This is a genomic window from Heyndrickxia sp. FW510-T9 (assembly GCF_058781025.1).
This window is the reverse complement of sequence record NZ_JBYSWK010000017.1, coordinates 27552-52920: the sequence shown is the minus strand read 5'-3', so window position 1 is coordinate 52920 and position 25369 is coordinate 27552. Positions and strand designations below refer to the sequence as shown.

Below are 25369 nucleotides of genomic sequence, written 5' to 3'. Positions count from 1 at the left end.
TACCATAAAGTTATCGTCAAGTCACCTGAAAAAGGTTGGAAAATCAGCATTCTTAATGTACTGCTTCTAACAATCCCATTTCTAAACATGTCTTAACTGCAAGGTTTTTGACACCTGATTGAAACCGAATTTCGACTGTTTCCTCTTTAACTACTATTATTTCCCCACATCCAAAGACTCGGTGTTTGACCTCTATTTCCGGCAACAATTCTTTCTGATCCCTTATAGCATTTGGATTGTACGGAATGATTGTATTTCCTACTCTTATTACTCTATTATTTTTCGATGTATCCGTATTATTATTTATCAGCTTTTCGAATTCTGGATTTATTATTTTTTTTACTTGCGATACAAATGGAGATTCCTGCACTATTTGTCCATCTCTTTCCTTATAACTAATGAGTTCCAGATGTTTTTTCGCTCTGGTCATCCCAACATAGAACAACCGAACCGCTTCTTCCATGGCATCGTCTCTTGCTGCTCCACTTTTGGAGTCGTCAGAAGTCGGAATGATTCCGTCGATTAGGTCAATCATATATACTCTTTCAAACTCTAACCCCTTCGAACTATGAAACGTGGAGAACGTTACTACATTCTGTCCTTTTTTGAATCTAGCATTTTTAAGAACAGACTCCAAATACTTTAGACGACCCGCGAACTCCTCCATCGTTTCTAACCCAATTGCAATTTCCTCTAATGTATTTAAGATTCCAAGCAAGTATTCTTTTCGGAACCCAAGTCGCTCACACATTTTTTCAATCGCTTTCTCATAACCTAAACGTTCTCGAATAACTCTAATTGCATGCAGCGGTGGCATGCCTTTCATTTCCTGAAACGTTTCTTTGCTTTCGGTTAAAAGCTTCACTTGATATTCCTGAAGCGGAACAAATTTTAATAAATTATCAAAAACTGACTCATTATTATGGATTTCTTTTAATTTCTCCATTTGTTTTTTGCTAATGTATCCATTAAATTTTAAATGGATTTTCTCTAAAATGTCCGTACGTTTATCCGTAAACGTCATTCGCATGAAATTTAGAATATCGTCCACTACCCAATGTGAAAAGAATCGATTATCTGCATCCTTCATGTAAAAAGGGATTCCCGCCCGCTCAAACTCATTCATTAGAGCAATGGACGATGAATTATTTCGGTATAACACAGCTACCTCTGCAAGATTATCAGCCTTCCCTATCTCCTCTACTAAATACTTTGCTTGATTTAAATAGTTCGGGAAACTTTTGATTTCGATTGGGTGATGCGATAAATTTTGGGTAAACATATTTTTGTTATAGCGATTCTTATTTCGCTTGATAAACTGATTGGCTATGTCCACAATATCCTTTGTTGACCGATAATTTTGTTCCATGAAAAGAATACTGGCATTCGGATATACCTCCTTGAAGTTTAAAAGGTACGAGGGTTCTGCACCACGCCAGCTATAGATGGACTGGTCATCATCAGCCACTACACAAAGATTTGTATGCTTCTTCACTAATTTTTCGATAACCTTATGCTGCACCAAAGAAGTATCTTGGCTTTCATCTGTTAAGACATAATCATAACGATCTTGATAAAACTGTAGGATTTCTTCGTTAATTTCCAAAACATGCTCAGCAAGGGCAAGCATATCATCATAATCGAGTAACAACTTATGATATCCCGTTTTTTTGAAAGCCTCATACTCCCGAAAGATTTTCTCTGCTTCCGGAACATCCACTTTCACTTGTCCCCATTTATTTAGAGGAATCATTTTATTTTTGATAAAACTAATGTAGGTTGTCAGTTCATCTAATTGATCATCCGTAATATTTTCGCCAACTATATTTTTGAAAATATTTCGTAGAATGATTTTTTTATGTAAAAGAGAAGCCTTGAAATCTCCTGTCTCACCTTCAATAATCTGATAAGAAACCCCTGTTTTTCGGTAATGATCTCGTACCACCTCAAAAGCAAAGCTGTGGATAGTGGAAAAATCTACAGGTGGTAGATGAGGGAAAAGTCGTTTGAAACGCTCCACCATGTCGATAGCAGAAGCCTTGCTAAAAGTAACCGCCTTAATTCTTTTAGGGTTTATCCCTTTTTCTTCTATTAAATATCCAATCCGCATAATAATCGTAGTGGTTTTCCCTGATCCAGGAGATGCCAATAATAACAATGGACCCTCTGTTTGTAGCACCGCGCTTTTCTGCACCTCATTAAGAGACACTCCTATTTCATTCTGCTTGCCGTTTAAAAAATCTTTCCTTACCTTCATTGCATACTTTCCCTTCACCAATTCTATTATTTTATTATAACACCTGTGAATTGCTCGGGACTACAATACATTGAAGCAGATACAATATATATTTCATAAGAAATATAATTCAGAAACACTAATCTTTCAAATAAAATCCTGTCAACAAATCGTTTAATGCCCTTCACACCCAAAGATAATTCTTTTTCCATCTATAAGGACAAGTATCACGATATTTTTAACCATGTTGGTCATTAGAAGCTTGTTTAAGGACATCTCCCTCGATATTTTTGATTACTTTGGCTTTAATAAGTTTAATAAAAAGACATTGTCTCGGTGATAATCTATGATTGTCTACTATCCTGATGAATACATTACATAAAAAAGCTCCCCAGTTATTTAACAAATTGGGGGGAAGCGCTTAAAACATGTACTTTTTCCTAGTGCTCTACATAAGCGGAATTCATTTTTCTATTAAAATATACTTCTATGAATTTGCTCTTAGCAGGCTAACATGTATTCTTACAGTAGATAACTAAAAGTTTATCTTAATTCCATATTCGATTTATTTGTGTAGAAGTTCCATTAAACTTTAAACAAAATACGTCTGGATTAGAGAGAGCTTTCCACTCTTCAAACCCAAAAGATTGATCAAAATGCTTTAACATTAAGGACATCAAATTTCCGTGCGATGCTATCACAATATTATTTGATGGTCCCTTTAAAACTTCCTCTATTACTTCAATGCCACGATTCATTGCCTGCCTGCTTGATTCTCCACCTTCGTAGCAAATATCCAAATCATTAAATGAATGTTCAAGCATTTTAAACCAATCCTCGTTATCTGGTGAACTTAAAACTCTTTCTGAAAGGAGCTCATCCTCTTTTATTTGTAAACCCATCCTATCTGCTAATGGTTTAATAGATTGTATCGCTCTTCTATATGGACTGGAAATGATTAAATCTATTTGTTTATCTAATAAAAACTCAGTTAACATCTCGGATTGCGATATCCCTATTGGGGTTAGTTGTGCATCAAATGCTTGTCCTTCTGCTTTGCAATGGCGAACAAGATAGATTGTTTTATACATAAGATACCACCCTTTCAACATTCTTCAGATAGTGTGAAAATTCACTAAAAAATTCATATTAAATAATTTATATCATAAATGAGTTATCCATTACACATAAATAACTAAAAGATTTTCTAGTAAGAAGAAATAAGGACTAAAACATGAAATGCTCAACACTGAAGATTAAGCTGACTAGGATACTCTAATAAAAAAAACCGACTTACTCTTATTAATGGAAGTCGGTTAAATATTATAAAAATGCATATATAGATAACTCTAAAATTTGTGTAATATAAGTTTCTCTCCATCAATATGCACTAGAGGATTTTTAATAACACAATCAATATGTACTCCTGCTTCATTCATTCCACCAAAAGGTTTATTGCTTCCGAATGCAATATGGACGGTTCCAAGTACTTTTTCATCTTCTAATACATTACCCGTTAACCTTGCCTTGCTATTCGTTCCAATCCCAAATTCTGCTATGATTCTTCCATTTTCGTCTCCGAGTATTTGAAGTAGCCGCTTGCCCTCTTTTCCGGTGGCATTAATCAGCCGACCATTCTCTATTGTAAGAGTTATAGGTTCACTTAAAACACCAATCCCTGCAATTGATCCATCAATCATGATGGTTCCATTTGCGGAGTCTTCTACAGGTGCTATATAACTTTCACCTGATGGAAGGTTACCCGATTCTCCCTGTTCACGAAAGACACCGGTACTTTTGATACCTTTGCGATCTTTAATTGAAAATACTAATTTCGTGCTTGCCTTTTCAATGATTACTGTATCTCCATTATCCAATAGACAACAGTATTGTTCCGTAAGCTGTTCTACTTCTTCATAGTCCGCTGTAATTGCCCCTTCTTGCAACATATCCATTGTAATACCTGGCATAGTAGCAACCCTTGCACCATTTGCAGATGCTTCTTTTCTAGCCTTAGTATGAGTAAGTGAATGGTGGGTAATACAAAGAACTACTTCAGCAACCTTCATAGCTTGTGCTACAGATCGAGGGGGCTCTTCACCTGATTTACTTCTCGTCACCATCTTTATCAATAAAGTTTCATTTCCTAAAGCAATGCCTGCTAGATAAAAAATATTTGCGACTTCCCTTGACTCCGAATCCGTGACAATCAAAATCTCCTCATTGTCTTTGAGATTTAAATTAAATTTTAGTATCGATTTAGCAACCTCAATCAATTTATCCAACATAATCACCCCTTGATAAACTAAACCTTTAGCTTCAATTGAAATTTGTAGATTACATCTTGGATTTTATCTCTTGCCTCTTTTAATAATGGTAAAAACTTTTCAATTTTCTCATCAGACATTCGATAAGTTGGGCCAGACACTGTAACTGATCCGATAATTTCATTCCGTTCAAATAAAGGTACTGCTAGAGCAACCACATCAGGTGTATATTCACTTTGACTTAAAGCCCATCCTTCACCCTTAATTTTTATCAATTCAGCTCTTAATTCATTCGGATCTGTCATTGTTTCCGGTGTATACTGTACTAGCTCAGAATCTATTACTGTCTTAATAGATTCTTCATCCATGTAAGCTAGAATTGTCCTGTAGGAAGCACCGACATAAAGTGGAGCTCTACTTCCGGCGGAAACCGAAAATTTCACCTTATTTTCGGGCTCTACCGCCACAAGGGTGACTGCTTCATCTCTATCTAAGATTGAAAGAAAGATTGATTCACCTGTGTGATTTTTTAATTCTTCAAGAATAGGGAGAATCAACTGATCTACATTAAGGTTTTCATACATGATTGTCCCAATTTCCCATGTTGCGTAACCTAAAGAATATTTTTTTGTATTTTTATCTTTCGAAATAAATCTATTTTTCTCTAATGTTTCAAGAATCCGATAAATATTGGTATGATGCATCCCCAGTTGGTTGGCTAATTCTCTTCCACCCCAAACCGGCTTTTCCCTTGTAAACATCATTAGCACTTTAAGTGCTAGATCTAATGTTTTCAACATGGAAATAGCCCTCCTCCCACCCTTACTCTTTTATATAATCTTATTCATTATTCATCATAAAGAAAATCAATTACTGCTGCAATATAAACTTTGGCACACCGGACAACATCCTCAACACGTACCCTTTCATTATATCCATGAATACTTGGTAAGTAGGCAGGTCCGTATTGTAAAACTGGAATATCGTAATCCCTGAAATGGCGTGCATCACTGCTTGCCCATTGTAAAACTCCGTAAGCTTCATTCCCTGTTACAAATGAGATGTTATCAACTATGGCTTTGCATACGGGATCATCAGCAGGTGTAAAATTGGCATTGCTTCTGAATCCAAATGGTTGGATTTTATATGAAATTCCCAATTCATCAAGATTCTTTTGCAGATAACCAGTAACCTCTTCTTGCGTAACACCAAACGGTAAACGACAATCAACTTGCACTTTACAGCTTTCTGGTATCACATTTGATTTCGTCCCACCATTAATTGTGCCAATATTGACTGTAATTTTTTCTATTACAGGCTGATATTTTTCTCGTTCCTCTTCTACTTCAACCATATATTTTTTAGTAACTTCTATTAACTCTTGAACATCTTTTGGAATTTCAATCTTTAGATCCCACAGAGTTCTTATTTTTTCAATAGCCGCAATTGCATCGGTGATTGCATTTTTACCAGCTAGCGGTGATAGGCTACCATGACCTGGTTCACCAAATACTTCTAGTTCAAACCAGTAGGAACCTTTTTGGCCGATTGTTGGATTTAATGGTGATGAAGGTTCCGCAATGAGACAACCATCTCCTTCAATAATTCCATTTTGTAATAGCCATGGAACTCCATATTCTCCACCAGTCTCCTCATCTGGAACAATTGCTAAAGTTAACATTCCAGGCAGTTTCACCTTTAATCTATTCAGTAAAGTAAAAGCGAAGATGATTCCTGCCAACCCGCCTTTCATATCACTTGCTCCCCTGCCAAGTAACCAACCATCCTTTACATCTCCAGAGAACGGATCAAAATCCCACTTTGAACGATCTCCTGCAGGGACAACATCTGTGTGTCCACAATAAATTAATCTTTTTCCCTTTTCATTGCCAATGCTAGAAACCAGATTATACATTTTCTCATAAGATTCGTGCCATTCTGTTTCTAATCCATATTGTTTTAAGTAGTTTACAATATACTCAGAAATAACAGTAGAATCACCCGGAGGATTTTCACTAGGTATTTTTAATAAAGAACTACAAAACTCGATTAATTCATCTTTTCTTGCTCCCACTTCATCTATTAATCTTTGTTTTAATAATTCCTTTTCACTCATTTGCAGTCACCCCATTACCTTGTGTTTGTAAATGTATCATTTTTCCGTAAAGATTTTCTAAACGGAGAAATTCCTGCTGATCAAAAAATGAACAATTTTTTTCACCGAATTGCTTTGCAACTTCAATCACATAACGGACTACCTGCTCTACATCAGTCGGGTGGGTAGCACCAGTTCCACATCCAGCAACAGCCGTTTCTGTTGTAATTGCTATACCGACAACAGGACATTTTGTGGCAACAGCAGGCTGTAGAATACTGTTTACATGATAGACACCATTTCCATATGGAGTAATATCTTGTGTTGTAATTGGCAAGGTAACTGGTAATCGCCCCACAGATTGAGTATAAATATTTAACAAATCATTGCTAATTTTTAATATGTACCCTTCTTTTACGGTTGGCGTAATGGCAAAACCTTTATGATTAGTGATCATATTTCCTTTTGTGGTGTCAATTGATAAAATTGCATCCATTTCTTCGGTAACTTCATATTGGTTCATTGTCAGAATATCTACGGGAGAATCCATGAATGGAACTGGGTCATGTGGTAATGTCGGTGCTGTCGGACAAATATGTGTTGTTAGGATGACATCTCCCTTTAGCCTGTCTCCTTTACCAGCCATATCAAGAATTTTTGCTGCAGAGGCAATACAAGATAATGCGCCATCTCCATCTGATACAAATCCCTTGACTTCAGGTCGAGCACCTATTCCCCCTAAACGTCCAATAATACCTAAAGTTGGAGCATCTCCACTATTCAGTTTTCCATTTACTCCTCGAATGACAATTTTGATAAAATCTGTTGAACCTGCTTTCCCTTCCACTGTTTGAACTGTAATCATTCCATCGTCTGAAATTTTTTCAAGATAAGATTTTACCTTTTCTCCTGTTGCATGAATACTGTCCAATAAATCTAACACTTCTATAACATATTTTAATGACATTTTAATTCCTCCATTTTTTAAATAGTTAAAATTTTTGAATCACATATCACTTTTCATTTTCTATTTACTTATTACTTTTCAAATCCCATATAACTGCCCTTTGTTATTGCAGCACGGGATTAATTAAATGACAGGCAACTTTCTGCTTTCCTCCATGCTGTTCCAGATTAGGAACTGCACGTTTACAAATATCCATGGCAAATGGACATCTTTGATGGAAGGAACATCCTGGCGGCGGGTTAACAGGGCTTGGTACATCACCTTTTAACAGCATTCGTTCTTTATTCTCATATGGGCTTTCTTTTGGAATAGCTGACAACAATGCCTTTGTATATGGGTGAAGTGGCTCTTCATAAATTTCATTGTATTTTCCCACCTCGACAATTTTTCCTAGATACATAACAGCAATTCTATCGCACATATATCGAACTACATTCAAATCATGTGAAATAAAAATATAGGTTAAGTTAAATTGTTTTTGTAAATCTTTTAATAAATTAATAACTTGTGCCTGAACAGAAACATCTAAAGCCGATACAGGTTCATCACAAATAATGACATCTGGATTTAAAGCAAGAGCACGAGCAATATTAATCCGCTGACGTTGTCCACCAGAGAACTCATGAGGATAACGATTTGCGTGATAACTACTTAGTCCAACTACTTCTAGTAACTCAAGCACTCGCTCTTTGTGCATTTTTTTATTTCCGACATGATGAATTTCCAATGGTTCAGCGATTAGCTGACCAATTGTTTTTCTAGGATCCAGTGAGGCATATGGATTTTGAAACACCATTTGAATATTTTTCCGAGAGGATCGTATTTCCTTTGTTCCCATTAAAGCTAAATCTTCTCCATTAAATAGCACCTTTCCATCTGTAGGTCGGATCAATTGGTTAATTAATCTAGCCATTGTTGATTTCCCACATCCAGATTCTCCAACAATTCCAAGCGTTTCCCCTCGAAAAACCTCAAAACTTACACCATCTACCGCTTTTACAGCTTGGTTGGACTTTTTGAAAGGAAGCGAGGCTTTAATTGGAAAATGCTTTTTTAAATTTTCCACCTTAATAATTGCTTCAGCCATGATACGCTTTCTCCTTTCTTTCCATCTTTTCTTCCATTGTTTGAAAATGGCAGGAAACAAAATGACTTTCCGATACCTCGACTAATTTTGGTTTCTTAGAAAAACAAATATCTTTAGCATAAGGGCAGCGATTAGCAAAATGACAGCCACTAATTTCCTGTCGTAAATCTGGTGGAGTACCCGGAATAGCAGCAAGTCTATCCTTATTTTCAATATCACTTGTAATCTGCGAATCTAATAATCCCCAAGTGTAAGGATGAAGAGGATGGTCAAATATATCCTTTACATTACCTGATTCAACGGTATTTCCTGCATACATGACAATAACCTTATCACACATTTCCCAAATAATGCCTAGGTCATGAGTAATCATGATAATCGAAGTATTGATTGTTTCTTGCAAATGCCTCATTAAATCAAGAATTTGTGCTTGAACGGTTACATCAAGGGCTGTTGTAGGCTCATCAGCAATTAATAGTTTAGGATTACATGCAAGAGCTATAGCAATCATGGCACGTTGCCTCATACCACCTGAAAATTCATGAGGATACATATTAATACGTTTTTCCGCTTCCGGAATTCCTACAAGCTTCAGCATATCGATTGCCACTTTTTTTGCTTCTTTTCTAGAAACCTTTTGATGAGTACGAACTGCCTCCATAATTTGATCTCCAACAGGAAATACAGGATTTAAACTGGTCATTGGATCCTGAAATATCATCGATATTTCATTTCCCCTAACCTCCCGCATCTCTTTTTCAGTTAAAGAAAGAAGATCTTTGTTATCAAACATAATCCTCCCTCCAACAATTTTACCTGGTGGGTTTGGAATAAGACGGAGTAAAGCAGTTGCTGTAACACTTTTCCCGGATCCTGATTCACCAACAATACCTAGAGTCTCTTTTTTATTTAAGGTAAAACTAACACCATTTACTGCTTTCACCACAGATGATGATGATCGAAAATGGACTTCCAAGTCTTCAACCTTCAGTAGAAATTCTGACATCACGAACCACCTCCAACTGTTATACTTTCATTTTTGGATCCAGAGCATCTCTTAGACCATCACCAAATAAGTTTATCCCAAGGACCGTAAGTAAAATTGCTAAGCCCGAAAATGTAGCCATATGAGGACTTAAAACTATGAAGTCTTTTCCATCTTTCAAGATGCTTCCCCAGGAAGCAGTAGGAGGTTGCACACCTAATCCTAAAAAGCTCAGTGCTGCTTCTGAAATAATGGCTCCTGCAACACTCATCGTTCCATAAACAATCAATGGAGCTAAGCAGTTAGGCAAAATATGCTTAAAAAGAATACGATTGTGTGTCGCACCTAAAGACATAGTAACTTCTACGAATTCCTCCTCTTTTACATTAAGTACTTGCCCGCGAACAATTCTAGCGAATCCCGGTATATTTGCGATTCCTATCGCTATGATTACATTAACTAACCCTTGACCTAAAACCGTCATTAATGTAATTGCCAACAGAATAAAAGGAAAAGCAAATAATCCATCCATTGTCCTCATAATGATGGAATCGATCCATCCCCCGAAATATCCTGAAACTAGTCCTAACAAGGTACCAAATATGGCGCCAAATACAACGGCTGAAATTCCAACAATTAAAGAGATACGCGCCCCATATACAAGACGGCTTAACAAGTCCCTACCATAATTATCTGTTCCTAATAAATGCCCTTTCGCACCAATTGGGGCAAGAGAGTTTGCCACATTCATTTCGTTTGGAGGATAAGGGGCAATTAACGGGGCAATTATAGCGATTACCACCATAACCACAGTAATAATAAGGCCAATGGCTGCCAACCTATTACGAATCAACTTCTTAAATGGACCTGCTTCTTTCTTAACCTGTATCTCCATATTTGGTTCCACTTGCGTAATCGAACCTTGAACAGCAGACATTATTTTGTCCCTCCTTTATTGGAAGAATAGTTCACCCTTGGATTCACAACTTTATACATGATGTCAACAAAAAGATTGACCAATACAAAGATAACCGCAATAAACAGAACCGTTCCTTGTACAACTACATAATCGCGTTTTTCGATTGCATCAACGATTAGTCGTCCCATACCCGGCCAACTAAAAATAGTTTCTGTTAAAACTGCACCGCCTAGCATCATGGAAATTTGCATCCCAAGCACAGTTAATAATGGTGTGAGTGCATTCTTGAAGGCATGCTTACATATAACCCAAAACTCATTTAGTCCTTTAGCACGTGCTGTTTTAATATAATCCAGTGATATTACCTCGAGCATACTTGATCGGGTAATTCGAGCAAATGTGGCCATTGGAATAGTTGCTAATGTAATACTTGGTAAAACTAAATGTTTTAAATAAGAAATAAACCCTTCACCAATATCTCCCATTCCAGTCGCTGGAAACCATCCAAGATTAACACTAAAGTACAGGACCAGCATAACTCCTAACCAGAAGATAGGCATCGATACTCCAATTAGGGATACAAGCATAACCCCATAGTCTAATAGAGAATTTTGTTTGGAGGCTGAAATAATTCCTGCAGGAACACCTATAAAAAAAGCAATTATTAATGCACTTACGGCTAAAACGAGAGTGTTTGGAAATCGCTCCATAATTAATTGAACAATAGGTTCATGATAAGAAAGTGAAACTCCTAAGTTGCCTCTGAACAGTTCTCCTATGTAATGGAAAAATTGAACATATAAAGGACTATTTAACCCTAGTTGTTCCCTTAACTTGTAGACATCTTCAACACTAGCCTGTGGACCAAGCATAACCCTTGCAGGATCGCCGGGAATCAATCTAGTAATAATAAAGACAATGACAGCAACGACTAAAATAGTTGGAATAAGATCCAATATCCTCTTAATAATATATTTTCCCATGAGTAACCTCCCTTTTTATTTTCACAATCTGAAACATTGATTCAGAATATGAATTATTTCAAAGTTTAGCATCGAGAAATTAAAATGTAAATACGAAAGAATCAAAAAAATACCTATGTTTAAAATATTTTAAAAAGTCATTTACTCCGTTGTTCAGTTGTGATAAATTAAATTTTAAGTTCTATATATGAAATACTGATTCACTATTAGAAACAAAAAAGGAGGATTTAGTGTGAAAAATAAGTTTCGAAGTCAATGGTTTTTCATGGTCATTATTTCTGTTGTTCTAGTATTAAGTGCCTGTTCTTCAGGAGGTAACTCTTCTGATCCTGCTTCAACAAACGGAAAATCATCCGCAACAGGCAAACCACAGGATGGCGGTGTTTTAAAATTAGGATTATCCGCTAATCCAAATACTTTAGACCCTATTAAATATACGGGAGTCTATGAATCACAAGTAATGCTTCAGGTCGCTAATACATTGATTGTTTACAACAAAGATCAATCCGATTTTATGCCTTCTCTGGCGACAGAGTGGAAAGTTTCCGATGATATGAAAACTTATACTTTTAAGCTTCGGGACGATGTGTACTTTCAACCAGGAAAATATCAAAATGGTCGAAAGATGACTGCAGAAGATGTTAAGTATAGTCTGGAACGATCAGCGAAAGAATCTGCCATGAATCGTTTACGTGGTGTGAAAAGTGTAGAAGTAACAGGAGAAAATGAAGTCGCCATTCATTTGGAAGCTCCAAACGCAGCATTATTAGCAATGCTAACAGATGCAGGAAATATTATTGTTCCAAAAGAAGAAGTAGAAGGATGGGGAGATCAATTTGGTAGTCATTTAGTTGGTACTGGCCCATTCAAAATCGATGACTGGAAAAAGGATTCAGAAATTAAACTAACTCGTAACGATAAATATTGGGGAGAAAAACCACATCTAGATGGACTAACTATTAAAATTATCTCTGATCCAAACATGATGACAAACGCTCTCCGTTCAGGTGATCTTGATATTGGAATGGACGTAAAGGGACAAAACCGTGAAATTATCAAGAAGGATAACAACTTAGAATTACTTTCAAAACCTGCTCTTTCTTTAACTTATTTAGATTTAAATAATAAAAAAGGGCCAACAGCAAATCCAAAAGTACGTGAGGCTATTTACAAAGCAACAAATGTAGAGGAAATCGTTAAAGGTGCCAACCAATGGGGTGGTGCAGAAAAATCCTATTTACCATTACCAAAAAAATCATGGGGGTATAGTAAAGAGTTAGAAAGTCTTACTCCTACATATGATCCGAAAGCAGCAAAAAAATTACTTGCTGAGGCAGGTTATCCTAATGGATTTAAAACACAACTCTATTTAGCCGAATCTCGCGTTCCATATGGAACGATATTTCAAAATCAAATGAAGAAAAACTTAAATATTGATGTCGAACTAAAAGTTGTTGAATGGGGTACCTACAGTGATACAGTTGCAAAAAATAACGCACCAATGTCAATTGGCGGATGGACATGGTATCCTGACCCATATTTCTTCTTATACCAATTATTCTCTAGCGACCAAATAGGTGCACTTGGAAATGGTAAAGGATATTCTAACCCAGACGTAGATAAATTGTTAAACAGAGCCGTTTCTGAAACTGTAGATCAAAATGAACGTGCAAAATTATATCAAGAGGCGCTTAAACTGATTATGAAGGATGTACCGAGAATTGAACTTGATAACGTTGATGCTACTGCAGGAATCAGCAAAAAAGTGCACGGATTCGATGTTTCACCAGACTATTCTATTCAAATTGTAAATCCAAACGGTACAAACGTGTGGTTATCCAAATAAGTAAAAATGAGTTTTCAAGAAAGGTAGAGGTTTTTATCTCTACTTTTCTTTTGTAAACTCCCATTTTAATAGAAAGAAGGTAATAAAAGTGTCAATAACAGCTATTATTAACACACATGTTTACCAACATCAAACCGGTAACTTCTCCATTCAAACCATCTTGATAGAAGGAGAAAGAATTTCAAGTATACTTTCCTCAACAGAAAATTTACCTGAATGCACTATAGTGGATGGTACAAATCTTTATTTAACTCCAGGCTTTATTGATACTTGTTCGCAAATTGGATTAAAGGAATTAGGTATTCGTTGGGAAGGTAATGATGGGTTTGAACCTGGAGTATATGATGGATCTCTTCTTCACGTTATAGATGGAATATATCCATTTGATAGTGCGTTCCATGATGCAGTGGCTTCAGGAGTTACTGCTGCACATATTGTTTCTGGTCCTGAATCTGTTCTGGGGGCGAAAACATCAGTTATACATACACAAGGGGTTACTGTAGATGAAATGATTCTAAGAAGTCATCTTGGTTTTAGTTTCTCCATGGGAGATGTGCCGAAAAATGCCTTTTGGGAGAAAACAAGAACTCCTCTTACACGCATGGGAATTGCTCAAATGATTAGGGAATCATTAAGAAATTTACAAAAAGAATATAACCTTAAGAAACTCCCTTTATTTATTCGTTCACATCGGGCTGATGATATCGCTACCGCTTTTCGTATTGCAAAAGAATATAACTTGTCAATCATTCTTGTTCACGGCACTGAAATACCTATAATCAAAAACGACCATTTCGATGTACCGTTTTCAGTTATTGCAGGACCAGTATTTCAGCCGGTCGAAAGAGGAGAATTAAGAAATTTAGATCCATCCCTCTTCTATACACTTTTTGAACAGCAAATTCCATTTACTTTTGCGACAGACCATCCAGTAAATTCCGTCAATCATTTACAACTAGAAGGTTCACTTGCTTTAAAAGCAGGAGTTCCTGTGAAGACCGTCATAAATGGTTTAACTTGTGACGCTGCTAAACTTTTGCAAGTTGATCACCTAACTGGCTCCATTCAACCAGGACTATTAGCTGATTTGGTTTTATGGAATAAGCATCCTCTTGATTTAACTGCAAAACCAGTCCGAACCTACATTAAAGGAAAAGAAGTTTATAAAGGAAGTGAGTCAAGTGTTGACTATATTTAGAGGTGCAGACATTTATACTGTGAATGAAGCTAATACAGTTTTAAGTAATGCGGATCTTTGGACTAGAAACGGAAAAGTAATCAAGCTAGGAGTTAACACGGATATTCCTACCAATGCTCAAGTTATAAATGTAAATGGATGTGTCATAACTCCTGGTCTAATTGATATTCATACACATGTAGGAATTTGGCAGGAAATGAATGAAAAAGTGAATGACGCAAACGAATACTCTGACCCTTTTACACCGCTTATGGAAGCAATAGATGGAACTGATATACATCATTTCTCTTTTCAGCAGGCAAAAAAAGGGGGAGTGACAACTGTTCAAACTGGACCAGGAAGCGCGAATCCTATAGGTGGTATTTGGACTATTTTAAAAACATCTGGAATGTCTTTACAAGAAATGATCCTAATTGAAAGAAGCGGCTTAAAAGGGGCACTTGGTGAAAATCCAAAAAATCTTTTTGGGCAATCATACAATAAAACTCCATATACAAGGATGGGTGTTGCCCATATCATTCGGCAAGGATTTCAACAAGCATCGTTACTATCAGAGACGGAGCGACTATATAATCTAGAAAATCGAACAAAACTTTCCCCTTTTATTGAAGTGCTAGAAGGAAGAATGCCTATTCACTTACACTGCCACCGCGCTGATGATATTGCTACAGCAATCCGAATAGCCAAAGAGTTTCAGATTAAGTTGTGCTTGGAACATTGCACAGAAGGGTACTTAATGCTTGATGCCATTAAAGAAAGTAGAGCAAGTGTCACACTTGGTCCGTTCATGCTTCCATCTACTAAATATGAAACAAGAAATTCAACGCCAGAAGCGCCAAAACTATTTCATGAAGCTGGTATCCCTTTTGCAATTATGACTGATCACCCATTTATTCCGATACAATATTTAATTTTATGTGCTGCAGAAGCAGTCAAATTTGGACTCGATGAGACTACAGCCTTAAGAAGCATTACGATTGAAGCAGCAAAATTAGTTGGGTTAAACAATCGGATTGGATCACTCGAATTAGAAAAGGACGCTGACTTTGTTATCTGGTCCCACCATCCCTTTGATGTACGATCAAATGTATTATCTACTTATATCAACGGGAATAAAGTGTATGATAAGGAGATGAATTGAATGAGAAAATCAGTTGGGGTAATTACAATCGGGCAAACACCAAGAGATGATATGATCCCTGCCATTAGAAACTTTCTTCCAAATGAAACCATAATAATAGAAAAGGGAGTTCTAGATGGGAAGTCAGAAAATGAGATTCTCGCACTTGCCCCTGAACCTGGACAAACTACTCTAGTCTCCCGTTTGCAATCCGGGGGAAGTGCAGTGATGGCAAAAGAAAAAATCCTGCCTATTATTCAAACACAAATCAACGAGTTGAATCAGGAAAAAGCTTCACTTATCATTCTTGCCTGCACTGGTACATTTCCTTTATTTACAAGTAACATTCCCATTGTGTATCCTGATTATCTTCTCAATTTCTTAGTAAAAGGATTATTAAGAGATGGAAAGCTTGGCGTGGTTGTTCCCCTTACTGAGCAAGTGGAATCTATTAAAGTTAAATGGAAGAGCGTTGGCTTTTCTCCCTTTACTACTGCTTGTTCTCCATATTCCTTTAAAGAGGAGAATTTAATCGATACCATAAAACAACTTGACTCCTTTCCTATCAATGCCATTGTGCTTGATTGCATGGGGTATACGGAAGAGATGAAAAAAATAGCTCAGGCGCACACTGATAAACCAGTGATTTTATCTAGAAATATGATTTATAAAGTTTCTGGCGAGGTTTTGTGAAATTTTTCACCTATTTTAAAGATCTCTATTAATATAATCAAATATGCATGACAGTTATGGAAGGAACAACAAAACAAAATCCTGTTCACTTCCGATTTCAAACTAAAAACCTTACCACATATTCACCATGGTAAGGTTTTACTATATTTAATCCACTTGAAAATAACTACAAACAACTTGTCCGACAGCTTTTGCTGCTACAAGAAGGGCATCCTCATCAATATCAAATTTTGGATGATGGTTGAAATACGGATTTTCTACTCCTTTTGGTGAACATGCAATATAAAAGAAGCAAGCAGGAAATTCTTGCGCATAATTAGCAAAGTCTTCAGATGGTGCCATCGGAGGAAATTCCCTTACTTCTTTAATATCCTTATTGTTCAAAGCCTGAATACTTTCAACAACCATCATAGTTAATTCAGGATTATAGAAGCCAATTATTTTTAAAAAATTTGCAAAAGGCATTATTTTTAATTTATATAAACACATATATGCTAGTATCTAAATATAGGAATTTTTTTGTGAAGGGGGAAAATAGATGAAGATTAGTCGAACAAGCAATTTTGAAGCAGTCGCAACATTGTGCAAGCCTGTCCACGATTTACATGCAACTCTGTATCCTGAGCATTTTAATGAATATAATTTTGAAGAAATAAAGACTTTTTTTCAAAAAATTATTAATAAGGAAGAATTCATTTTTCTTCTGCTAGAGGAAGAAGACCAAGCTATAGGCTATGCTTTTATTGAATTAAGAGATTATCCTGGTAACATCTTCAAAAAAGCGTATAAATCAGTATATGTTCATCAAATAAGTATCTTAGAAAACTCAAGAAAAAAAGGGTATGGCTCTAAATTGATGGACGAAATTATTGCTATCGCCAAGACAAACGGCATTAATAAGATTGAATTAGATTATTGGTTTGAAAACGAAATAGCCAGGAACTTTTATAATAAGAATGATTTTGTAAAATACCGTGAATTTGTTTATAAAGATATTTAATTAGGCTGTTTTTTGCATAGATTGTTGTTATTCGCCCCGGTAGGGAACGCCGTACCAATATTGGTGTCGGGGCATTACTCTCCATTAATTTTTATTCCGAGTGCAACAAAGTTTACGAAACAGTACAAAAAAGGTACGGATTACACCTTTTTTGTACTTCAATCCAATTTAAAATAACTACAAACAACTTGTCCGACAGCTTTTGCTGCTACAAGAAGGGCATCCTCATCAATATCAAATTTTGGATGATGATTGAAATACGGATTTTCTACTCCTTTTGGTGAACATGCAATATAAAAGAAGCAAGCAGGAAATTCTTGCGCATAATAGGCAAAGTCTTCAGATGGTGCCATCGGAGAAAATTCCCTTACTTCTTTAATATCCTTATCGTTCAGAGCCTGAAGACTTTCAGCAACCATCATTGATAATTCAGGATTATTGTATAGAGGCGGATAATCTGGAGTATACGTAAGTTCACAGATTACTCCAAATTCTTCTTCAACCCCTCTTACAATTCTTTTTACTTCTCTCTCGATTGTTTCTTTCGTTTCCACTGTCATATAACGAATATCGCCTTCTAGTTCTACGCTATCCTTAATAACGTTGAAGGTTCCTTTTCCATCGAAGGATCCAATTGTGATAACACCGATATCGAAAGGACTTAATCTCCGACTAACAATAGTTTGAGCAGCTGTTATAAAATGTGCACCAGCAACAATTGCATCATTCGCTAAGTGTGGAGAGGAACCATGTCCCCCTCTACCTTGAATTTTCAATTTCATATATGCTCTTCCATTGAAGGAATACCCAGCATGATAGCCAACTGTTCCCGCAGGTCCAATCGGTAGCAAATGTATACCAAAAATAGCGTCCAAATCAGCAATCACACCGGATTCTACAATACTTTTTGCACCACCCGGTGGAACTTCCTCAGCGTGTTGGTGGATGATTTTAATAGTACCTGGAATCGAATCTTTTAATTGTATGAAACAATCTGCTAAAACTAACAAATATGCAGTGTGCCCATCATGTGCACAAGCATGCATGACACCTTCATTTTTCGATTTAAAAGGCACATCCGTTTCCTCTGTAATTGGAAGTGCATCAAAATCAGCACGAAGCCCAATTGTTTTACCTGGTTTGCCCCCTTTAATGGTAACGATAATGCCATAGCCATTCCCAACATTTGTTTGAATCTCAACATCTTTTCCTTTATAAAAATCTATAATAAACCGAGCTGTATTTTCCTCTTTAAATGATAATTCAGGATGTTCATGTAAATAACGACGAATATCGATGATTTCTTCTTTCCGTGAATTCAGCATCCTCATTAATTCTTCTCTCATCATGATCGTCTCCTTAAAATGAAATGATGCCTCAATAGGTAATATAGCCATTTTATCAAAGAAAAAAGGGTGCTCAAAAAGGAAAGAACTCAATTATACGAACTGGGTTTTATCAACAATAAAAGATGTTTGGATGGCAAGGATTAATAAAATTTGAGAAAGGAAACCAATAATAAAGTTTTCCTCTTAAATCATTTGTTAGTTTATTCTATCTTAGCTCATTATCTAGCAACCACTCACTTACTTCACTCTTAGTATGGATCTGCCTCATGCCCTTCTTCTACTGCTTTTTGCACTGCTTTGTGAGCATCTTTGAATCCAAGAGGACGCATTTCCTCTCCAATCTCCATCCTCATATTATTCATCTTATTATTCATCTCCTTGCCTTTCACAGCTATACCTTCTTTAAGCCGTCTCCCGTACTCTTGATCCGCTTGTTCCGCCAAGGCAATCATTTTTTCCTGAATATCTTTTGGACAAATGGAAAGATCGTTAACTAGGTTATTAATTAATTCATCTTTTTCCCAGTCTTCAAATTGACGATATGTCTCACCGGCTTGCTTTGTATTATCATGTCGATCAATTGATTCACGTACCAGATTCCCTTCTACATGAGGCGTGTACTCTTTTCCTGCCTGCTCTGATTCATTCAAACCACCCATACTGGATGGTTCATAATTCACATGCGGGTTCTGTCCAGCAGCTTTATCATTAAAATACCGTAATTGCCCACCTTCTTGATTGGTGGCCACACGTTTTTTTGCCGCATTAATTGGGAGTTGCAAATAGTTCGCACCAACGCGGTAACGTTGTGTATCTGAATAAGAGAATGTTCTTCCCTGCAGCATTTTATCATCAGAAAAATCTAATCCATCCACAAGGACACCTGTTCCAAATGCAACTTGTTCCACTTCATTAAAGAAGTTTTCCGGATTTTTATTTAACACCATTTTGCCAACTGGAAGCCAAGTGAACTGGTCTTTCGGCCAAAGCTTCGTATCATCAAGAGGATCAAAATCGAGTTCAGGATGCGGTCCATCCTCCATAATTTGCACTAACAATTCCCATTCCGGATAATCTCCACGTTCAATCGCTTCAAATAAATCTTGCGTTGCATGGCTGAAGTTTTTTCCCTGGATTTCTTCCGTTTCCTTAGCAGTTAAATTTTTTATACCTTGCTTTGGTTCCCAATGGTATTTTACAAGAACAGCTTTGCCTTCCTTGTTTACCCATTTGTATGTATTAACACCGGATCCCTGCATCATCCGATAATTTGCCGGAATTCCCCATGGAGAATATATGAATGTCACCATATGAAAGGATTCCGGTGAATTAGCACAAAAGTCAAAAAATCTTCGTGGATCTTGAATATTCGTCACAGGATCTGGTCTAAAAGCATGAATCATATCAGGAAACTTCATCGCATCTCGAATAAAAAAGATTTTCAAGTTATTCCCGACTAGATCCCAATTGCCATCCTCTGTATAAAACTTAATTGCAAATCCCCGTGGATCACGAACTGTTTCTGGAGAATGCAAACCATTCACAACCGTAGAAAAACGTGCAAATACAGGTGTTTGTTTTCCTTTTTCCTGAAACACTTTGGCACGAGTGTACTTTGAAACTGGTTCATCGCCAACCGTTCCATAAGTCTCAAAATATCCATGTGCACCGGCTCCACGAGCATGCACAATTCGTTCCGGTACCTTTTCTCTATCAAAATGGCTGATTTTTTCAATAAAATCATAATTCTCAAGTGTTGCAGGACCACGATTACTAACCGTTCTGATATTTTGATTATTTGTTATTGGGTGTCCCTGTCGGTTCGTAAGCGTACCATCATCTTCAACATTTGTTTGATTTTTTGATAAGTCTTTTTCCATTATAATCGCCTCTTTTCGGTAAAGATGAAAGATTCTTAAGCATATTTATCCAGTAGTATAATTACCCAATACAAAAAAATTAGTCATCCGTTCTAATCCATTCGATGAAATTAAAAAAGCGTTTACTGAACGAAAAGAGAAAATTCTCAAACAAATTAGTACAATCAAACTCCAAGATAGAGTATAATATCAACTTGATATCACGGTTAAACTAACGAGAATGATATTTTGATTAAAGCGGGACAGTAATCCTGTCCTTAAATGGAGGGTAAAAAAATGGTTCTACCTAATTTTGAAGAAAACTTACAAAAGTATGCCAGACTTTTAGTTGCAAAAGGTATTAATGTTCAACCCGGAGATTGGGTAAAAATGACGATCACGGTTGATCAAGCTCCTTTAGCAAGATTAGTGACAAAAGAAGCTTACAACTTAGGAGCGGAGAAAGTTATTGTAAAATGGTCAGATGATGAAATAAGCAAACTACATTATTTACATCAACCAACAGAAGTTTTAACAAATATCCCCCAATATGAAATTGACGAATCAGAAGATCACGTATTGAATCATCATGTAAGCCGTCTCTCTATCGTGTCGAGTGATCCTGGTCTACTTAATGAAGCAGATCCTGCAAAAGTGGCTGCTTATCAAAGTGTTGCTGGTAAGGCGTTCAAAGCACAACGCGTTGCTACTCAAAATGATGATTTGAAATGGACGGTAGCAGCTGCCGCTGGCGCTGGATGGGCTGCACATGTATTCCCTAATCTTTCTACTTCCGAAGAACAAGTGGATGCCCTATGGGATCAAATCTTTAAAGTTTGTCGTGTTTATGAGAATGACCCTGTTGCTGTCTGGGATGAGCATAAAAAGACATTGAATGAAAAAGCAGCAATATTAAATGAAATCCAATTTGATGCATTACACTATACAGCACCAGGCACAGATTTAACTCTAGGTTTACCTAAAAACCATATTTGGGCAAGCGCGGAAAGCTATAATCCAAAAGGCGATGAATTTATCGCAAACATGCCTACAGAGGAAGTATTCACCGCTCCCGATACCCACCGCATGGATGGCGTGGTACGCAGTACAAAACCGTTAAGCTATGCAGGTACTCTAATCGAAGGCATTGAAGTTCATTTTAAAGACGGCAAAATCATAGATATTTCTGCTGAAAAAGGCGATGAAGCTATTAAGAAATTGGTATTTGACAATGAAGGTGGAACAGGATTGGGCGAAGTTGCTTTAGTACCAGACCCATCTCCAATTTCCCAATCAAATATTGTTTTCTTTAATACTTTATTTGATGAAAACGCTTCGAATCATTTAGCTATTGGTGCAGCATATCCAACAACCATTCAAGGTGGTACCAAAATGAGTGAAGAAGAATTATTGAAAAATGGTATGAACACTTCTACAGTTCATGTTGATTTTATGATTGGCTCTAACAAAATGGATATTGACGGTATTAAACAAGATGGCACTGTAGTTCCGATTTTCCGTAATGGAGACTGGGCAATATAATATCCAGAAATAATATTGGGCAAGAAAAACGAAACTTTTTCTTGCCTTGTTTTTTGTGCTTTTTTGAAAGTTGAGCAAAATCATCCTACTTCCCTCCATCTACAATACATTTACCCCTACAGCAATTTTTATTGATAATAAGAAAAAATCCCTACTATAAAAAGGTAAGCAAATTTTACTTAATCAGATTTGGAAGAATCATAATCTTGCACCCCATTAAAATACATGAAACAATTAAACTACTATATTCGTCATAGAAAACAATAAGATTAAAGTTCGGAAAGGAATACTTGCTTTGAAAAAACAGAAAAAACGAATTGGTAATATTTTGTTTATCATTCCACTCGTATTAATATTGATCTTTTATATACAATCTAGCAAAGAACATGATAATACTAAAAAACAAGTCCATTCTGATTCTTTTCCTAAGGAGCTAAATCCCATTGTAAAAGAAAAAACGAATCAATTGATTCAACAAGCAGCTAAAAAAGGAATCACCGTCGTTATTACAGATGGTTTTCGAAGTGCTGCAGAACAAGATCAACTTTATAAAAAAGGGCGGACGGTAAGCGGAAACATTGTGACCAACGCAAAAGGTGGGGAATCCTATCATAATTATGGGCTCGCCATTGATTTCGCCTTAAAGACTCCTTCAGGAAAAATTATTTGGGATATGCAATACGACGGCAATAAGAATGGGAAACCTGATTGGAACGAGGTTGTTGATTTAGCAAAAAATTTAGGCTTTACTTGGGGTGGAGATTGGAAGACATTTAAAGACTATCCACATCTGCAAATAGATTTTGGCTTATCCATTGCTGATTTACAGAATGGTGCCAGGCCGAATGACGCAGCTTTAACTGCGGATTCGAAATAGGATAAATCCGGTGAATCGAGTAAAACTATTTAAATGATGTTCATTTGGTTGACTTCATGTAAGAAGTACTTTTTTAAACGCAATTACTCAGAGATTGATGATTTTTTCTTCTCAAAAAGATTTTGCAGCCCATAGAATAAAAATGCCTTTAAAAAGAAATAGAGAAAAAATTGTAAGTGATTAAAACGGACCAATGTATAATATCTTATCTTCTTAGAAAAAACGGAAAATGGAAAAGCAAAGAAAGAATTAACCATCGCATTGAGTAATAGAAAACGGATATAATGTCCGTATGTCCACTTTAGTATCCACATTGACCCAATCAAAAACGGACCAATATTAAAAGGAAATTCATTAAATAAATAGGAATTTGGTTTATTATAAAAAACCCACCATTTACGCTTTTTTCCGATAAAAACATTTAAAGCTTCTATAACTCCTATAAGGAGAGAGGCAGGAAAAAATCTTTTTATATTTTGCAACCCCAAAAAAGGGAGCGTGGACCATGATAATAAGACCATGGCAATATTCAGGAATTTATGCAATTTCATCGACATAACTTGGACATCCTTTTCACCTATACTAGATTCTCTCCTTTCTTAAACTATCCAAAAACTTTCCTTATATGTATTGGGCATTCTTCTTACATTTTTGTTTATTATTACTTTCGGTAACTGAGACGAAGTTAACAAAAGATAATAAAAAACCCATAAAATCTAAAAAGATTCTATGAGTTTTACCTCTCAACAAATATTAACTGCTCGAAGGTCTAACTAAAATTTTCGCTTGTATTTTATCATCAACTAGTAAATTAAAGCCTTCTTCAACGATATCCTTTAGGTCAATTTTCTTTCGACATAACTTTCTTTACATATCTAAGCTTCCGGTAGCAACCAGTCAATACTTCAGGGAAAATATGGCGATATACTAGTGTAGATTTGATATCAACATCAATATCGCCTTAACTTTATAATCAATGCCGTGGTCCCCAAAGCATAATGGACACTCCGATTAAACAAATGATTGCCCCTATCCAATCGTAAGTATCTGGTGCTTTTCGATCCACTCCCCACCCCCATAAAACAGACAAAATAATAAAAACTCCACCATAGGCTGCATACACTCTACCGAATGAAGGGAATTTTTGCAGAGTAGGGATGATTCCATATAGCACCAAAATAATACCGCCGATAATTCCATACCAATATGGCTTTTCTTCATGTAACCATTGCCATATCAAGTACCCGCCACCGATTTCTGCGGTTCCGGCAAGGATAAATAAAACGATAGTATAAATCATAATTCACCTTTTTTAACGTAATTTTCCATTCACCCCAAAATGAAATTAAACAGTTCATCATACCATTAGTTTAATTGAAGATGTGAAAAGGGAACGTCCCTTATTCCCACTCCCATTCATCTCGAAGGATGAGATAAAGGACGAGGAGAATGTTTTCTAATTCGTTTTCGCTCTTACCTGCCGCATCCACTCCAATTTTCGGTAGTAAGATGGCAGCAATTTGTTTTGTTAAGTTGCTTCTTTCGGCAAGGGACAATTGCTGAAAGCGATCCACATAGGTAGAAATCAGCTTCCACTCTTTCTGCCTAACCGATTTCATCGCCCATTCACTAACCGATAGATCATCCTTGGAAAGTCCCCTTGTTTGAATTACTTTTTCAACGGGGGAAAGCTTCTTTTTCCGCTTGACCTTTCGTTCATGAACAACAATGGTCCCAGCAACCATATCTCCCAGCCGCTTATGTTTAGAATGAAAAAAGACCATCATCATGCCAAGAAAATAACCGGTAGGCATGGAATCAATTATCCGCATGAAATTACGGATAAAGCTTGAAAGCAAAGTAATGCTGTGACCGTTTTCTTGAACTACTCTAATCCCTATTAGCCGCTTACCAATTGTTTTTCCACCCCAAAAAAATTCTAACACGAAAAAATATCCCCAATTAATAATAAACAAAACAATAATTGTAATGGCTAATGGAACTGAGCTCTCTCCCAAAAACGGTAAGGACGACATCCCTCTCATTACAAAGTAAACGATAACAAATAACAAAATGTTAAAAAACATTAAAATACACTGATCAATGATTAGTGCTGCAGCTCTGCTGCCCAAACCTGCAAGGCGAAACTGAATCGATACGAATTCAGGTGTTTTAATTTCCATTTGCTCTTGATTCATCAAATTCCTCCGCATCTTGGATAAAAATTCCCAAAGTTGTTCCTATTTTACTATAAAATTATTATAATAAAAACATCACAAAAATAAATTTAAAGTATCATAAGATAAAAATAGAGGCGGTGCGATCCTCGCCCTTACTCATCTATTA

22 protein-coding genes are annotated in these 25369 nt (G+C 36.4%); 7 read left to right on the top strand and 15 right to left on the bottom strand.

Going from position 1 to position 25369, the window contains the following annotated elements; genetic code table 11:
- Nucleotides 1–52 precede the first annotated feature (52 nt).
- The 10 genes from AC3WJF_RS10970 to AC3WJF_RS10925 form a co-directional block, all read right to left on the bottom strand.
- A complete protein-coding gene (locus tag AC3WJF_RS10970; RefSeq protein WP_492452052.1) occupies nucleotides 53–2257 on the bottom strand; it encodes an ATP-dependent helicase in 2205 nt (734 codons plus the stop codon).
- Nucleotides 2258–2784: 527 nt separating this feature from the next.
- The gene (locus AC3WJF_RS10965) at nucleotides 2785–3327 is read right to left on the bottom strand and encodes a histidine phosphatase family protein (protein ID WP_492452050.1); all 543 of its coding nucleotides are present in this window, start codon (nucleotides 3325–3327) and stop codon (nucleotides 2785–2787) included.
- A gap of 258 nt (nucleotides 3328–3585) precedes the next feature.
- Nucleotides 3586–4524 (bottom strand): aminopeptidase, encoded by a 939-nt coding sequence (locus tag AC3WJF_RS10960; protein ID WP_492452048.1) that lies wholly within the window; start codon nucleotides 4522–4524, stop codon nucleotides 3586–3588.
- 17 nt (nucleotides 4525–4541) lie between these two features.
- On the bottom strand, nucleotides 4542–5303 hold the full coding sequence (locus tag AC3WJF_RS10955; RefSeq protein ID WP_492452046.1) for an IclR family transcriptional regulator: 762 nt from the start codon (nucleotides 5301–5303) through the stop codon (nucleotides 4542–4544).
- 47 nt (nucleotides 5304–5350) lie between these two features.
- Entirely contained in the window at nucleotides 5351–6619 is a 1269-nt protein-coding gene (locus AC3WJF_RS10950) for a M20 family metallopeptidase (RefSeq protein ID WP_492452044.1), read from the bottom strand.
- Nucleotides 6612–7565, bottom strand: coding sequence for a DUF1177 domain-containing protein (locus AC3WJF_RS10945; RefSeq protein WP_492452042.1), 954 nt, complete (start codon nucleotides 7563–7565; stop codon nucleotides 6612–6614). Before AC3WJF_RS10945 ends, AC3WJF_RS10950 begins: the two co-directional genes overlap by 8 nt.
- Nucleotides 7566–7668: 103 nt before the next feature.
- Entirely contained in the window at nucleotides 7669–8652 is a 984-nt protein-coding gene (locus AC3WJF_RS10940) for an ABC transporter ATP-binding protein (RefSeq protein WP_492452040.1), read from the bottom strand.
- Nucleotides 8645–9658 (bottom strand): ABC transporter ATP-binding protein, encoded by a 1014-nt coding sequence (locus AC3WJF_RS10935; protein WP_492452038.1) that lies wholly within the window; start codon nucleotides 9656–9658, stop codon nucleotides 8645–8647. The genes AC3WJF_RS10940 and AC3WJF_RS10935 overlap by 8 nt, the downstream gene beginning before the upstream one ends.
- 19 nt (nucleotides 9659–9677) lie before the next feature.
- A complete protein-coding gene (locus AC3WJF_RS10930) occupies nucleotides 9678–10532 on the bottom strand; it encodes an ABC transporter permease (protein ID WP_492452105.1) in 855 nt (284 codons plus the stop codon).
- 41 nt (nucleotides 10533–10573) lie between these two features.
- Nucleotides 10574–11539 carry an ABC transporter permease gene (locus AC3WJF_RS10925; RefSeq protein WP_492452036.1) on the bottom strand — a complete coding sequence of 322 codons (966 nt, stop codon included), beginning with the start codon at nucleotides 11537–11539 and terminating at the stop codon, nucleotides 10574–10576.
- Between the two features lie 265 nt (nucleotides 11540–11804).
- On the opposite strand from AC3WJF_RS10925, the gene AC3WJF_RS10920 reads away from it, so the two are divergent.
- From AC3WJF_RS10920 to AC3WJF_RS10905, 4 genes are all read left to right on the top strand, one after another.
- On the top strand, nucleotides 11805–13385 hold the full coding sequence (locus AC3WJF_RS10920; protein ID WP_492452103.1) for an ABC transporter substrate-binding protein: 1581 nt from the start codon (nucleotides 11805–11807) through the stop codon (nucleotides 13383–13385).
- Nucleotides 13386–13473: 88 nt separating this feature from the next.
- On the top strand, nucleotides 13474–14583 hold the full coding sequence (locus AC3WJF_RS10915) for an amidohydrolase family protein (RefSeq protein ID WP_492452034.1): 1110 nt from the start codon (nucleotides 13474–13476) through the stop codon (nucleotides 14581–14583).
- On the top strand, nucleotides 14567–15724 hold the full coding sequence (locus AC3WJF_RS10910; RefSeq protein ID WP_492452032.1) for an amidohydrolase: 1158 nt from the start codon (nucleotides 14567–14569) through the stop codon (nucleotides 15722–15724). The genes AC3WJF_RS10915 and AC3WJF_RS10910 overlap by 17 nt, the downstream gene beginning before the upstream one ends.
- Nucleotides 15725–16396: an AroM family protein gene (locus tag AC3WJF_RS10905; protein ID WP_492452030.1), complete on the top strand. Its 672-nt coding sequence runs from the start codon at nucleotides 15725–15727 to the stop codon at nucleotides 16394–16396.
- Nucleotides 16397–16543: 147 nt separating this feature from the next.
- Here the strand turns inward: AC3WJF_RS10905 and AC3WJF_RS10900 are convergent, their stop codons facing one another.
- A complete protein-coding gene (locus AC3WJF_RS10900) occupies nucleotides 16544–16861 on the bottom strand; it encodes a M20/M25/M40 family metallo-hydrolase (protein WP_492452028.1) in 318 nt (105 codons plus the stop codon).
- A gap of 73 nt (nucleotides 16862–16934) precedes the next feature.
- On the opposite strand from AC3WJF_RS10900, the gene AC3WJF_RS10895 reads away from it, so the two are divergent.
- Entirely contained in the window at nucleotides 16935–17396 is a 462-nt protein-coding gene (locus AC3WJF_RS10895; protein ID WP_492452026.1) for a GNAT family N-acetyltransferase, read from the top strand.
- Between the two features lie 158 nt (nucleotides 17397–17554).
- Here AC3WJF_RS10895 and AC3WJF_RS10890 read toward each other — a convergent pair whose 3' ends face one another.
- On the bottom strand, nucleotides 17555–18742 hold the full coding sequence (locus AC3WJF_RS10890) for an amidohydrolase (protein WP_492452101.1): 1188 nt from the start codon (nucleotides 18740–18742) through the stop codon (nucleotides 17555–17557).
- 251 nt (nucleotides 18743–18993) lie between these two features.
- Nucleotides 18994–20625 carry a catalase gene (locus AC3WJF_RS10885; RefSeq protein ID WP_492452024.1) on the bottom strand — a complete coding sequence of 544 codons (1632 nt, stop codon included), beginning with the start codon at nucleotides 20623–20625 and terminating at the stop codon, nucleotides 18994–18996.
- A 276-nt stretch (nucleotides 20626–20901) separates the two neighbouring features.
- Between AC3WJF_RS10885 and AC3WJF_RS10880 the strand changes: the two genes are divergently transcribed.
- A complete protein-coding gene (locus AC3WJF_RS10880; RefSeq protein ID WP_492452022.1) occupies nucleotides 20902–22146 on the top strand; it encodes an aminopeptidase in 1245 nt (414 codons plus the stop codon).
- A gap of 295 nt (nucleotides 22147–22441) precedes the next feature.
- On the top strand, nucleotides 22442–23023 hold the full coding sequence (locus tag AC3WJF_RS10875; protein WP_492452020.1) for a M15 family metallopeptidase: 582 nt from the start codon (nucleotides 22442–22444) through the stop codon (nucleotides 23021–23023).
- Between the two features lie 973 nt (nucleotides 23024–23996).
- Here AC3WJF_RS10875 and AC3WJF_RS10870 read toward each other — a convergent pair.
- Nucleotides 23997–24323 carry a YnfA family protein gene (locus tag AC3WJF_RS10870; protein ID WP_492452018.1) on the bottom strand — a complete coding sequence of 109 codons (327 nt, stop codon included), beginning with the start codon at nucleotides 24321–24323 and terminating at the stop codon, nucleotides 23997–23999.
- A gap of 100 nt (nucleotides 24324–24423) precedes the next feature.
- Nucleotides 24424–25221, bottom strand: coding sequence for an RDD family protein (locus tag AC3WJF_RS10865; protein WP_492452016.1), 798 nt, complete (start codon nucleotides 25219–25221; stop codon nucleotides 24424–24426).
- Between the last annotated feature and the right edge of the window lie 148 nt (nucleotides 25222–25369).

Excerpts from the sequence above, each read along its gene's own strand:
- AC3WJF_RS10905 (WP_492452030.1), top strand. The coding sequence starts at position 15,725 with ATGAGAAAATCAGTTGGGGTAATTACAATCGGGCAAACACCAAGAGAT.
- AC3WJF_RS10920 (WP_492452103.1), top strand. The coding sequence starts at position 11,805 with ATGGTCATTATTTCTGTTGTTCTAGTATTAAGTGCCTGTTCTTCAGGA.
- AC3WJF_RS10900 (WP_492452028.1), bottom strand. The coding sequence starts at position 16,861 with ATGCCTTTTGCAAATTTTTTAAAAATAATTGGCTTCTATAATCCTGAA.
- AC3WJF_RS10890 (WP_492452101.1), bottom strand. The coding sequence starts at position 18,742 with ATGAGAGAAGAATTAATGAGGATGCTGAATTCACGGAAAGAAGAAATC.
- AC3WJF_RS10950 (WP_492452044.1), bottom strand. The coding sequence starts at position 6,619 with ATGAGTGAAAAGGAATTATTAAAACAAAGATTAATAGATGAAGTGGGA.
- AC3WJF_RS10955 (WP_492452046.1), bottom strand. The coding sequence starts at position 5,303 with ATGTTGAAAACATTAGATCTAGCACTTAAAGTGCTAATGATGTTTACA.
- AC3WJF_RS10970 (WP_492452052.1), bottom strand. The coding sequence starts at position 2,257 with ATGAAGGTAAGGAAAGATTTTTTAAACGGCAAGCAGAATGAAATAGGA.
- AC3WJF_RS10865 (WP_492452016.1), bottom strand. The coding sequence starts at position 25,221 with ATGAATCAAGAGCAAATGGAAATTAAAACACCTGAATTCGTATCGATT.
- AC3WJF_RS10960 (WP_492452048.1), bottom strand. The coding sequence starts at position 4,524 with ATGTTGGATAAATTGATTGAGGTTGCTAAATCGATACTAAAATTTAAT.
- AC3WJF_RS10945 (WP_492452042.1), bottom strand. The coding sequence starts at position 7,565 with ATGTCATTAAAATATGTTATAGAAGTGTTAGATTTATTGGACAGTATT.
- AC3WJF_RS10895 (WP_492452026.1), top strand. The coding sequence starts at position 16,935 with ATGAAGATTAGTCGAACAAGCAATTTTGAAGCAGTCGCAACATTGTGC.
- AC3WJF_RS10870 (WP_492452018.1), bottom strand. The coding sequence starts at position 24,323 with ATGATTTATACTATCGTTTTATTTATCCTTGCCGGAACCGCAGAAATC.
- AC3WJF_RS10935 (WP_492452038.1), bottom strand. The coding sequence starts at position 9,658 with ATGTCAGAATTTCTACTGAAGGTTGAAGACTTGGAAGTCCATTTTCGA.
- AC3WJF_RS10885 (WP_492452024.1), bottom strand. The coding sequence starts at position 20,625 with ATGGAAAAAGACTTATCAAAAAATCAAACAAATGTTGAAGATGATGGT.
- AC3WJF_RS10930 (WP_492452105.1), bottom strand. The coding sequence starts at position 10,532 with ATGGAGATACAGGTTAAGAAAGAAGCAGGTCCATTTAAGAAGTTGATT.
- AC3WJF_RS10965 (WP_492452050.1), bottom strand. The coding sequence starts at position 3,327 with ATGTATAAAACAATCTATCTTGTTCGCCATTGCAAAGCAGAAGGACAA.
- AC3WJF_RS10940 (WP_492452040.1), bottom strand. The coding sequence starts at position 8,652 with ATGGCTGAAGCAATTATTAAGGTGGAAAATTTAAAAAAGCATTTTCCA.
- AC3WJF_RS10925 (WP_492452036.1), bottom strand. The coding sequence starts at position 11,539 with ATGGGAAAATATATTATTAAGAGGATATTGGATCTTATTCCAACTATT.
- AC3WJF_RS10880 (WP_492452022.1), top strand. The coding sequence starts at position 20,902 with ATGGTTCTACCTAATTTTGAAGAAAACTTACAAAAGTATGCCAGACTT.